At 28.1% G+C, this 12724-nt stretch carries 13 protein-coding genes; 1 reads left to right on the top strand and 12 read right to left on the bottom strand.

From position 1 onward, the window contains the following. Positions 1-144 precede the first annotated feature (144 nt). The 9 genes from tatC to CLPUN_RS01060 all read right to left on the bottom strand — a co-directional run bounded on the left by tatC (position 145) and on the right by CLPUN_RS01060 (position 8480). Positions 145-879, bottom strand: coding sequence for a twin-arginine translocase subunit TatC (tatC, locus tag CLPUN_RS01100; protein WP_077845548.1), 735 nt, complete (start codon positions 877-879; stop codon positions 145-147). Positions 880-896: 17 nt separating this feature from the next. Beyond that, on the bottom strand, positions 897-1106 hold the full coding sequence (locus tag CLPUN_RS01095; RefSeq protein WP_077845547.1) for a twin-arginine translocase TatA/TatE family subunit: 210 nt from the start codon (positions 1104-1106) through the stop codon (positions 897-899). 14 nt (positions 1107-1120) lie between these two features. After that, a complete protein-coding gene (gene hypB, locus CLPUN_RS01090) occupies positions 1121-1789 on the bottom strand; it encodes a hydrogenase nickel incorporation protein HypB (RefSeq protein ID WP_077845546.1) in 669 nt (222 codons plus the stop codon). A gap of 3 nt (positions 1790-1792) precedes the next feature. After that, positions 1793-2134, bottom strand: coding sequence for a hydrogenase maturation nickel metallochaperone HypA/HybF (locus CLPUN_RS01085; protein WP_077845545.1), 342 nt, complete (start codon positions 2132-2134; stop codon positions 1793-1795). A gap of 9 nt (positions 2135-2143) precedes the next feature. Continuing rightward, positions 2144-2596, bottom strand: coding sequence for a hydrogenase maturation protease (locus tag CLPUN_RS01080; protein ID WP_077845544.1), 453 nt, complete (start codon positions 2594-2596; stop codon positions 2144-2146). A 2-nt stretch (positions 2597-2598) separates the two neighbouring features. Then, positions 2599-4017, bottom strand: coding sequence for a nickel-dependent hydrogenase large subunit (locus tag CLPUN_RS01075; protein ID WP_077845543.1), 1419 nt, complete (start codon positions 4015-4017; stop codon positions 2599-2601). A gap of 198 nt (positions 4018-4215) precedes the next feature. Then, complete coding sequence (locus CLPUN_RS01070) at positions 4216-5133, bottom strand: hydrogenase small subunit (protein WP_077845542.1); 918 nt, start codon at positions 5131-5133, stop codon at positions 4216-4218. A 535-nt stretch (positions 5134-5668) separates the two neighbouring features. After that, positions 5669-7957 (bottom strand): carbamoyltransferase HypF, encoded by a 2289-nt coding sequence (gene hypF, locus CLPUN_RS01065; RefSeq protein ID WP_077845541.1) that lies wholly within the window; start codon positions 7955-7957, stop codon positions 5669-5671. 94 nt (positions 7958-8051) lie between these two features. Further along, a complete protein-coding gene (locus tag CLPUN_RS01060; RefSeq protein ID WP_077845540.1) occupies positions 8052-8480 on the bottom strand; it encodes an RrF2 family transcriptional regulator in 429 nt (142 codons plus the stop codon). A gap of 308 nt (positions 8481-8788) precedes the next feature. Here CLPUN_RS01060 and CLPUN_RS01055 point away from each other — a divergent pair, with 308 nt between their 5' ends. Next, entirely contained in the window at positions 8789-9898 is a 1110-nt protein-coding gene (locus CLPUN_RS01055) for a DEAD/DEAH box helicase (protein WP_077845539.1), read from the top strand. Between the two features lie 141 nt (positions 9899-10039). Here the strand turns inward: CLPUN_RS01055 and CLPUN_RS01050 are convergent, their stop codons facing one another. The 3 genes from CLPUN_RS01050 to CLPUN_RS01040 form a co-directional block, all read right to left on the bottom strand. Continuing rightward, positions 10040-10444, bottom strand: a complete 405-nt coding sequence (locus tag CLPUN_RS01050) for a YmaF family protein (protein ID WP_077845538.1) — start codon at positions 10442-10444, stop codon at positions 10040-10042. A 243-nt stretch (positions 10445-10687) separates the two neighbouring features. Continuing rightward, on the bottom strand, positions 10688-11953 hold the full coding sequence (locus tag CLPUN_RS01045; RefSeq protein ID WP_077845537.1) for a ferredoxin reductase family protein: 1266 nt from the start codon (positions 11951-11953) through the stop codon (positions 10688-10690). 31 nt (positions 11954-11984) lie between these two features. Then, positions 11985-12584, bottom strand: a complete 600-nt coding sequence (locus tag CLPUN_RS01040; protein WP_077845536.1) for a CDP-alcohol phosphatidyltransferase family protein — start codon at positions 12582-12584, stop codon at positions 11985-11987. Between the last annotated feature and the right edge of the window lie 140 nt (positions 12585-12724).

Here is a 12724-nt window from a genome sequence, read left to right as displayed (position 1 = left end):
TGTTCCACAAATGTAATTCCTTAAATTTCCAAGCAACATAGTTGCTTTATTTGTCATGCACTTTTTTATTGACTAAAAAATATGATTTTTTTATTAACTTATATTGACTTCATATAGTTAGTCTCATAAAAGTCGTATTATAATTTATTTACTTTTCTTTCTTCCATCATTTTTTTCAAGTAAGACTATAGACCAAATACTTAATTCGTAAAGAACTATAATTGGCATAGTTACAAGTATAAACGTAAACGCATCTAAAGCTGGAGCTACTAAAGCTATACTTATAAATGACAATAAAATTGCTACCTTCCTTTTCTTTTTTAGTATATTAGAAGTAATGATTCCAATTCTCGATAAAGCTATTAATATTATAGGAAGTTCAAATATTAATCCGACACAAAAAAGTAATGTTACTATGAAGGAAAAATATTGATTTGCAGAAAGAATAGGATCCATAAACTCTGTTCCACAAGCTATAAGAAATTGTATAGTAGAAGGTATAACTAAGATATATCCAAAACATAATCCTCCAAAGAATAGAATTGAAGATAAAGGTATAATAATAAATATCAAGAGTATCTTAATTTTTTTTGTTAAAATTGGTCCAGTAAATCTTATTATTAAAAATATAATAAAAGGCGAAGCTACTACTATTCCACCTAGGAAAGAAATCTTTATCTTTGCCATTAGTCCTTCAGAAGGAGTCATAAAATGTAATGGGATTCCATTTAGGGGTTTTGTAAGTATATTAATTAATAAATCTGCTTTAATATATACAAGAGAGGCTGCTATAATAATAATTAAAATTATCCAAATAATAATTTTTCTAAATCTCTCAATCCAATGAACAGCCCGAACAATCAGTTCACTCTTAATCATAGTTTTACTCCCTAAAATTATTTTACTTCATCTTTTTTAATTTCATCTGTTTTTTCTTCTGCTTTTCCCTCTGCTGGAGTGTCATTCATTAACTCTGATGAAGCTTTTTTAAATTCCTTTATTGTTTCACCAACTGACTTACCTAATGAAGGTAATTTCCCTGGTCCAAAAATCACAAGTGCAATAACTAATATTACTATTAATTCTGGAAAACCTATTCTTGGCATAATAAAATTCCTCCTTATTTAAACTTTATTTTTTTATTTTGTATTTTACTTACTAACCATGAACATATTTCATCTATCCCTTGATTCTTAACACAAGAGGTTTCAAAAGTATCAATATTATCATTTAAAGATTTTATATCTCTGTAAAACTCTTCTTTATTAAAATTAGTAAATTCTATTAAATCTAATTTATTTAAAATAACTGCACCACTTTTTTCGAACATAAGTGGATATTTAAGAGGCTTGTCATTTCCCTCTGTAGTACTCAAAATACAAATTTTTATATCTTCACCAATTTCAAATTCCGCAGGACAAACTAGATTACCTACATTTTCTATTACTAGCAAATCAATATTATCAAGTGGTAATTCATTCATTGCACCTTTTATCATTTCTCCATCCAGGTGACAAGCCCCACCAGTATTTATTTGAACTACTGGAACTCCTTGAGCCTCTATCCTTTCAGCATCCTTAATTGTATAAATATCACCTTCAATTACAGCAATATTTATATCACTTTTAAGCTTAGTTATTATTCTTTCAAGTAAAGAAGTTTTGCCTGAGCCAGGTGAACTCATTAGATTTACTACATAAATCCCCTTTTCATCAAGTATGCTTTTATTTCTAGCCGTTATTTCATCATTTGTTTGAAGTATATTAGTTACTACTTTTATTTCTTTCATTTTTTAATCTCCTTCTATTGTATTTACGTAAAGCTCATATCCACTAATAATATCGGAACAAAACTTATTACAACATGGACAAAGTTTATTAAAGTGATCAATGGGGAATACCAGTTTACACTCTTTACATTCAGCTGTTGCTTTGACTTTTTCTAGTTTTAATGCCGAACCTTCAAGCATTGTACCTATTATGCAGCTCTTAAATGCAAAATTTAAAGGATCTAGTGCTATTCCTGACAACTCCCCTACTTTCAATGATACCTTGTGAACTTTGGTAAAGTTATTCTCAATTGCTTTATCTAAAACTATTTCAACAACATTTTGAATTATAGAAACTTCGTGCATAATTATCTCCTAATTAATTTTCAATTCTTTTTTTATATTACAAATTATCTCTGGAATCTTACAAAACATTGTTTTTGTCATTTCTAAATCCAAGGATATTTGTTCTGGTTCTACTCCGAATATAATTACTTCAGGATATTTGTTCATCATATTTGCCATTTTTACAACCTCTAATATTTGAACATCGTGAATAGAAAGATTTTCTTTTTTATAATTTTTAATATCTTCTGGTCCTATTTTATATATTGTACCAGGCTGTAAATTTGCTTTTAAACAATCTACAATTATAACTTTTTTATAATCGAGAAAAAAACCAAGAGTATCCAATGTAGATGTTCCTCCATCTACTAATTCAATGGTAGATGGAAGATTTTCATTTTGTAGCTGTTCTATTACACGAATTCCCACACCATCATCTTGAAGCAAAATATTACCTATCCCAATAATGATTGTATCCTTCATAATTAAACTCCTAAAGATTGCACAACAAAATTTGACATTTCAATTCGGTCTGGAGACATTACATGCACTGAACATCCTGTACATGGATCAAAAGAGTGAACTATTCTCAATAATTCTACTGGCTCGGCTATATCTGCTATCGTTGTTCCTATTAAAGCTTTTTCAATTGGTCCCGCATTACCATTATCATCCATTGGTGATGCATTCCAACATGTTGGAGTGATAATTTGGTATTTTGATATCTTTGAACCTTCTACTGATATCCAATGCCCTAATGCTCCTCTTGACGCTTCTGTCAATCCAATTCCACTTCCTGAAGCTGGAGTTCCTATATTGCTGTATCCACTTTTACCAACTTCTATTTGATCAATCCATTTACTAAGATTATTTGCAATTTTAGCAGATTCAGTATATCTTGCCATATGCCTGTCCATAACTGATACACCTTTTTTGTAATCTCCACTTATCCATGTTCTTGCTAAAGGACCAGCTTCAAAAGGTTGTCCATTATATCTCGGTGCCTTAAGCCAAGTATATGCTCCTGCTTTCTCATAATTCGGTGTTGTGTCTCCAGAAGCAGGATTTGTCCCAGATTGTGACGAATACCATGAATGACCTACATATTCTTTAATATTAGATTGATTGAATGTTCCTACAGTTCCATTGGTTACAATCCCTTGTGGAAATAACTTAGTTCCACTTGAGTCTGTATCAAATACCCCATAAACTATTAGATTACCATAACCTTTTCCTATATTATAATAATCACTATAAACTGATGCCAGTTTATTAACATCTGCTTGATATGTATTTGTAATAAAAGTTGTTATTTCACTTAAATAACTTTTAAACTTACTTATATCATCTGCTGAAGGTATTGCTGTTACCCCACCTGGAACAATATTTGCAACATGCGGAAGCTTTCCACTAAATATTGCTCCCATTTCGTGTGCTTTTCGCCTAATTGCTAATGCTTTTATATAATTATCAGCTAATGTTTGATTATCGACTTCATTTAATCTATAGTCGTTACCATACGTTGGAGCCCATGGATGTATTTGTGATCCCTTAACATAATCCATGGATGCTAAATGATAAAAATGCAAAATATGATCTGAAATATAATTTGATCCTTGTATAAGATTCCTTAAAAGTAGCCCCTGCAAACTTGGAGTAAAGTTAGCTGCTTGCTCTACTGCTTTTGCTGAAGATATTGCATGTGAAACTGGACATAATCCACATATTCTTTGTGTTAAAAAGGCTGCATCCTTTGGTACTCTATTTAAAAGAATGTTTTCAAAATCCCTATAAAGTCCTCCTGAAGCTTGAGCTTCAGTCACAGTATTGTTTGAATCAAGTGTTACATTAATTTTTAAATGTCCCTCCAATCTTGTTATTGGATCTAAGACTATTGTGCTCATTTATATCATCCCTTTCATCTCAAACTAATAATTTAGTTGATATTGGCGTTAAATATATAACTTCAAACATCTCTTTTTGAATTTCTAAAATTAAGTTATTTTTATCCATGTCTATATGTAGCACCAGAACGGTATCTACTTTAGAATTGGAAGTTTTACTAGAAATAGAGGTTTCTTTGCTTGTTCTTCATTAGAATTTTAATTACTCTTCACTTTTGTAGTAGCTGCAGAAACGGCATCTACTAATGGATTTGTAGGAAATGTTGGATTTGCACAGCCTATACATGGATAATTTGCTGTGATACAGAAATTAACTCCATTATTCCATTTCATAGTAGGGCACACATTTGAGCATTGAGGTCCCTTACATCCTATATCTTTATAGCATCCATATACACCTGGTTGATTTACTTTTTCTTTTCCTAATCTTTCACATTTTCTATGAATTGTAATACCATAATATTTACTAGGCCTATTATTTGTATCTACAGCTGGCAGTACACCTAAACTAAGGTCGATTAATGTTTGCACTAAAATAGTTGGATGAACTGGACATCCTGAAAGATTTATTACAGGATTGGTTGTTTTACCATCTAATATTGTTACCACTGATTTGCATTCAGTCAAACTGCTTGCACCTGATACTCCACCAAAGGAAGCACAAGTTCCAGCAGCCACAACATATTTTGCCATAGGACCATATTTTAGTACTGCTTGCTGCATTGTTAATGGTGAACCATTCTGTTCACCAATTATACAATAATTTCCGCTAGCACCTGTTGGTATCGCACCTTCAATTACAAGTATAAATTGTCCTTTATAAAGGTTAGCAGATTCATCAAGAACTTGCATTGCTGTATTTCCTGCCGCTGTCATAAGTGTAGTATCATATTTTAAGCTAATTTTACTTGTAAGCACATTATCAATAGTTGTTGGGCTAGTAACATTTAAAGTTGAAATTGTACATCCCGAACAACCCGCTCCATTTAACCAAATAATTGGTGGATCCGTTTCTGCTGCAAGTGCTGTATTAACTCTATCTAGATCTAAATCAACATTTAAAGCCACAGCTGTAGCTATGGACCATTTTAAAAAATCTCTTCTACTTATTTTCATAAATTCTCCTCCTCGTATAATTTTTAACCATTTTTTTACATATAAAATGAGTTATTAACATCACTTTCTTGTTAAATTTTAATTTATTTTTTGATGTATTAAATAGAATCAATATAATTATTATGTAAAGCTATATGGTCAATAAATATTAATAAATTAATAAAGCTTTACAGCACTTTATTTATAGTTCTAAAAAATGACTATTAATATTTAAATAATAACAATAATTAAGTAATAAAACATATATATCCTATAAATTTACAATACTATTTTTATTTTTTAAGGTAAATAGCTTTGCAGTGAAATACACTTTTTTAATCTTAACCCATTAATAAACTCTCAATTTGTAGATAAGGATAAAAAAATAGCACTTTGCGCTATTAATAAAATCATCTTCTAATATACCGTTTAAAATAGACAAAAAAATAGATGCCTAATTTCATAAGCACCTATTTAATCAATATAGTTAAAAAACTTATAGTATTTGTTTACACTTAAGAAAGTTTATTTATTAAAACTATAAATTATTTTCATTTTAATTCAGTTTTTCTAAATCACGTTCAATTAATGCATTAGCTATAATTATCTGTCCAATTGCTATTCCTCCATCATTAGAAGGTAATTCCTTATGAGTATAAACTTTAAATTTATTTTTTTTGAGATTATAACATGTTTTCTCTATTAGAAATGAATTTTGAAAAACTCCTCCACTAAGCACAACTTCATTTATACATGATTCTTCTCTGATACGCACACACATATCTACAGTTAAATTAACAATAGTATTTTGAAATTTTGAAGCAATAATCTTAGCCGATACACCTTTTATTTTGTCATTTAACACTTTAATAATAATTTCATAAGGCTCTATAATGTACATATCCTTTTTTATTACGTTATAATTATATGATTCTTCGATATCTATTTCAGATATAGCTTCAAGTTCAACGGAAGCTTGTCCTTCATAGGTGACTTTATCTGTAATCCCAATTATACTTGATATCGCATCAAAAAGTCTGCCCATACTTGACGTTTCTGTACAATTAATATCTGAATTTAATATATTAATTAAATTAATAGCATCATTACCATATAATTTATGAATCATATCATTAATTTCCTTTTTATTTCTTTGTGTATTTAGAGCCTTATAAATATAAGAAACTCCCATTCTCCATGGTTCTTTAATTGATTTTTCTCCACCAATCATTTTTATATAATCAAGATGAGCTGCTCTCATAAATTCAACATGGTCGCAAATCAAAAACTCTCCTCCCCAAATTCTTCCATCTAAACCATAACCTGTTCCATCAAAACAAACTCCAATAACTTTTTGCTTCAATTTATTTTCAAACATACAACTAACTATATGCGAGTGATGATGCTGCACTGCAATCTTAGGTAAATCATACTCTAAAGCATACTTAGTTGACATATATTGTGGATGCATATCATGTGCTATAAATTGTGGAACAAAAGAAAATATTTTTTTAAAATGCTTTACATTTTTTTTATAATGTTCATAAGTTTCTAAATTTTCTAAGTCACCATTAAATTGACTTAAAAACAAAAAGTCTCCTTTACTGATACAAAAAGTATTTTTCATATTAGGACCACAAGCTAATATACTTTTCATGTTTAATGCTTTAAAAGGCTTCGGCACAAATCCCCTAGCTCTTCTTATTATTATTTGTTGTTTTTCTAAAACCTTTAATACCGAATCATCAATTGGCACATGTATTTCACGATTATGTACAAGAAAATAATCTACAATACTTGAAAGCTCCTTTTTAGCCGAACTATCTTTATACTCTATTGGCAAACCATTAACATTTGCACTAGTCATAATAAGCACCTTAAGGTTTTCAGAAAATAATAAAATATGTATAGGTGTATATGGAAGCATTACTCCAATTGTTTTTTGATTAGGTGCAATATTTTGTGGTAAATCACAGTCTTTCTTTTGATCTAAAATAACAATTGGTTTTTTTGTTCCAGTTAATATTTTTTCTTCTAACTGATTTATTTTACAATATTTCTTTGTAGTTTCTATATCCTTTATCATAACTGCAAAAGGTTTAAACGGTCTTTTTTTTCGCTTCCTTAAATTTTGAACTGCAGTTTCATTCAATCCATCACATGCAAGATGAAATCCCCCTATACCTTTTATTGCAAATATTTTTCCTTTATCAAGCATACTTTTAGCAAATCTTATAGGATTTTCTACCTCTAATCTATTGCCTTTAAAATCCTCTACCCAAATTTCTGGACCACATTCTGCGCAGGCGTTTGGCTGTGCATGAAATCTTCTATTTGCAGGATCTAAGTATTCACTTTTACATTCCTTGCACATTTTAAATTCTTCCATTGTAGTTTTATCTCTATCATAAGGCAAATCTTTAATTATAGAAAATCTAGGACCACAATTTGTACAATTAGTAAAAGCATAACCGTGCCTCCTGTCATTTAAATTTAGTATATCCTCTTCACAATGACTGCAAGTAGCTATATCTGGCGATATAAAAGTTATTTTATCTAAACTCTTTTCACTTTCCTTAATTTTGAAATCAGAATAATTTAACAACTTATCAGCTTTTATAGTTATTTTTTCAATTTCAGCAAGAATTGGAGGCTTATTTTTAAGACCTTGTAAGAATTTGTTTATATCTTCTTCAAAGCCCTCAACATCTATATAAACTCCTTTCGAATTATTATTTACCCAGCCTTTTAATCCAAACTCTTTTGCTAAATTATATACAAATGGACGAAACCCTACTCCTTGAACTATACCTTCAACCACAATAAATTTTCTCTTTTTATTCATAACACACGTCCTTTTTACTTACATTTTATATAAAATAAAGACTAACATAGAAAATTATATTTCATTGTTAGTCTTTATTTTTTGATTTATTTTATTATATATAATACATATCTTCCTTATTATTTTTTTTATAATCATTAGATAAATCTTCTAAAGTTATTGAATTAAAAAAAGAACTTATCTTATTGTTAATAACATTCCACAAATTTTCACTAATGAAATTTTCTATATCATTTTCATCTTTTTCTATATCTATTAAAAGTAAATCACCTTCTAAAACACTTAAAATATCTCCAATTGTAAATTCCCTAGCACTTTTAGCTAAGAAATATCCACCTTGAGCTCCCTTTTTAGCATTTATTATTCCACCCTTTCTAAGTGAAGAAAATATTTGTTCTAAATATCTTTCTGATATCCCTTGTCTTTCTGAAATACTTTTTACAGTAACCATTTCAGATGATGAATATATACATATATCTATTAATGCTCTTAATCCATATCTACCTTTTGTTGAAATCTTCATAAAATCACCTTATCTTTTCCTTTCTTTTTTATATTAATATCTATTTATAAAATTAAGTTCATATAAGCAGTTTTCAAAAAACTCTCTCTAGTATCCCTATAATTTTAGTATATATTAAATTTAACATATTTTACTGTTTTGTAAAGTGATTTTTTTATAATTTTATATAGTTTATTGACTTTTATAAGTAAATAAATATATCATATAGAATAGTGTTAAAATAAAAATAAAATTTTTATTTAGTGTAATAAATTTTCTAATTTTTATTTTGTTTATATACACATCCAATTATGAAAGGTATGAATAATATGAATTTTAAACAATTAGGACTAAACGATAATTTAATAGATATATTAAAAAATACAGGAATCACCAATCCCACTCCAATTCAACAACAAAGTATTTCACTTATAAATGAAAGGAAAGATATAATTGCCGAAGCTGCTACCGGAACTGGTAAAACTCTTGCTTTTTTACTGCCGCTCTTTAACAATATAAATTCTGACTCAAATGAAATTCAAGCTCTTATATTAACACCAACAAGAGAACTTGCCATTCAAATAACTGCTGAGGCCAACAAACTTAAAGAAGCTAATGACATAAATATTTTAGCTACTTATGGTGGGCAGGATATCGGCTCCCAATTAAAGAAATTAAATAAAAATATTCATTTAATAATTGCAACTCCAGGGAGACTTTTGGATCATATAGAACGAAAAACAATTGATTTAAGTAAATTAAAAACTTTTATTTTAGATGAAGCAGATCAAATGCTTTTTATGGGCTTTAAAAATGAAGTTGAAGCAATTATGAAAGTAATGCCTAAAAAACGTCAAATGCTTTGCTTTTCTGCAACCATGGATTCAGCTGTAAAAAAATTAGCTTATAGATATATGACTGATCCAAGTATTGTTTCTATAAAAAAAGATGAAGTTACCCTAAGTGCTATTAAGCAATATGTAGTTGAAACTACTGATAGAAATAAAAGAGAGGCCTTATGCAAAGTGTTAGATGAAGATAATCCATTTATGGCTATTATCTTCTGTAGAACTAAAAGAAGAGTTGATGAACTTGAAGTTATTTTACATGGACGTAAATATAACTGTATAAAATTACATAGTGATATTCCTCAAAATAAAAGAGAAAGAATGATGAAATCTTTTAGAAGTGCAGATATTCAATATTTAATAGCAACTGATGTTGCTGCAAGAGGTTTGGACATAAGTGGAATAACCCATATTTATAACTATGATATACCAGAAAACGTGGAAAGCTATATTCACCGTATAGGTAGAACTGGTAGAGCTGGTGAAAATGGTTATACCTGTATGTTTATAGATCCTAAAAATATGAAAGCCTTAGAAGAAATTGAAAATGCTATAGGCTTTAAAATTCCTAGAAGAAACATAGGTGAATAAATTATATCTTTTTCATAGACTATCTTATAAAAAAACTTAATGAAAAAGGTGATATACAGTAGATAGCTTTATATGAACTCAAAGCTGTCTACTGTATATTTATTTAACTTGTAATGTGATAGATTAAGTCAACTTGTAAATTTAGCATTTTTTATCTTTTGGTACATTAGTAGGATCTTCAATTAAAGTAGTGAAATAGTAATTGTGATCATGTCCATCAGCTTTTTCTGTTGTACCTTTTACTAAGTGAATGTGCTTCCCACCTGGAAGAAAAAGAGCTGGACCAGTAGTATCACAAATCTTATGAAAATGATCGCCAAAAGTATCTGTTAACACAGCTATTTTGTGAATATGGGATTTACCATATTCAATTGGAGGACCAGTTACACCAGCAATACGATGATTGTGTTCTACACATTCATCGTCCTCTTCATAGTCTGTACTTGATAGAAATTCATGATTATGATATTTTACTTTATAGCAATTTTCTTTATATTCTTTTTTTTCTTTAGAATAACTATCGCATTCATTATAATTGTATCCCATCAAAATTTCCTCCTTAGTTATATTTAAGATACTATATATTATGTTCACTCATAAATTTATGTGAATAAAACAAAGTTATATATAACTATACATGGAGAACTATCCAATAACTTATTAATATAATGCTAAAGAACAATTTTATTACTATTTCTCTAGTTCTAAAAACAATATTTAATTGTATCTATTATTTGCTGACTTCACTTGTATATAAAATTATTTTAACTAGAACATTTTTAATTTGTTTTACTTAAATTGAAAATGCTCATAATGAAAGTTTCCAATATTAATATTACTATTCTTAAATTGTCTAATTAAAGCATCTCTCATTGATTTAGGTCCACAAAAGTAAACATCAAAATTTTCTTTTGTGTTTACATATTTAGAAATTTCAGTTACTGATAAAAAGCCTTTTTCTTTGGCATTAAACAAATGCAACCTTAAATTATCATTAGTCAAGGATTCTAGTTCTTCTGTATAAGCCCCTTCTTCTTCATTATTATAGCCATAGAAAAAATCAACTGAAAAATCTTTTGATACATTAGCTTGAGAAAAACTTCTAAATGGGGTTACTCCTATTCCACCAGCTATCCATATTTGATTTTTTAAACCTGTTTTATAATCAAATTTTCCATGAGGGCCTGATACTACAAATTCATCATTAACTTTAATAGTATTTAACAAAATTTTTGTATCATCACCTAACGCTTTAATTGTAAACTGAATTTCTCCCTTTTTAGGTGCTTGACTTATAGTAAATGGATGTGATAACAACTTATTGTCTTTACTCATTATTTTTATAAAAGCAAACTGACCTGGTTTAAATTCCATATTATTAGCTAATGAAACACCTGTAATTTCTAATGTTTCATTTGCCACAATTTCTAATTTTTTAACTTTAAATTTGTATTTAAATGATACTCTTTCATAAAAGAATATACTATAAGTTATAGATAGTATCCCTATGCAATTGATAATATTTAGCCATAAACTAAAAGGTTCTATAGAGAAAACAGCATATGTTGCGCTTCCATAATAATGATAAATACCAAAAGCATATGGAATAATCATAAATTTATGAATCATTTTCCATCTTTCATAATTTAACTTTTTAGCTAAAAGAGCAATCAACATAATAATAATGAATAAATACATACTAAAAGCCCCATACATAGCATATGGATCTTTTGGTATCGGTATACCTTGTGCCCTCTCAATTCCTTGACCAATTTCTATTGTTATATTGTGAATAATAACTAAAATAAGTGCAGAAATACTCAAATACTTATGATACACATATGATTTGTCTAACCCACCGAATAAATTATCTAAAATTTTATGTCTAGTGGAAATAAAATTTATAAAACTAAATGATATTAAAGCAAATGCTGCTATTAATTGTGAATATTCACTCATTACAGAAATCTCCCTTATAGGTTTAATCAATAACCATAATATCCAAGTTATTATAAAACTAGATAAAATCAATCCAATTCCTACTCTTTTTTTCATTGCAAATTCTCTCCTCTATCTTTTTTGTGCATTACTTATTATCTATATACTTTTCATTATTTATGTATCCAATCTTAAAACAGCTTTTTATTCTTAAATAAGAGGAATAAAGTCCTGCTATAAATATTATGTAAATAAAGCAATTGAATATTAAATTTATATTACTTATCTCAGAACATTTATAAATACAAACAATACCCGGAATAATTAAAAATATAGCAGATACTATTCTTCCAACCTTATCAAAAACAAAGGGCTTGTCTAAAGAATTTGTATTACGTTTTATAAATTTTGATGTAATTATAAATTCAGTAAATTTAAAAGATACAAAAACTAAAAACCAAAAAGGTAAAATTTTTATATTTATTAATGTTATATATGAAAGAATTATATATAATAAATCAGCAAAAACATCAAGTTTAGCACCTATAATGGAAGTCGAATTTGTTTTTCTAGCAATTTTACCATCTACAAAATCCGAAAGGCAAATAGCTGAAAATAGTATTGTCAAATAAAGGTTTAGATTTTGTCCATAAACAAACTGTTCTTCAATTGCATGGATAAACAAAAATGTCATTATTATTCTTGTTATTGTAATTAAATTAGGTATGTATTTAATTATTATTTTCATATGTTCTCCTATTCTCTTAGTTAAGCAACTTAAAAACTCTAAATTATTATATAAGCCTCTTTTCATATTCATTAATAAATCATAAATTTATAATTTGAAATTTCATTAACTTAGGATACATGTATGCATAAATATAATTA

The sequence above is a fragment of the Clostridium puniceum genome (assembly GCF_002006345.1).
In the GTDB taxonomy this organism is placed as follows: Bacteria; Bacillota; Clostridia; order Clostridiales; family Clostridiaceae; genus Clostridium; species Clostridium puniceum.
The sequence above is the reverse complement of the archived record's forward strand: the minus strand, read 5'-3'. Positions and strand labels throughout refer to the sequence as shown.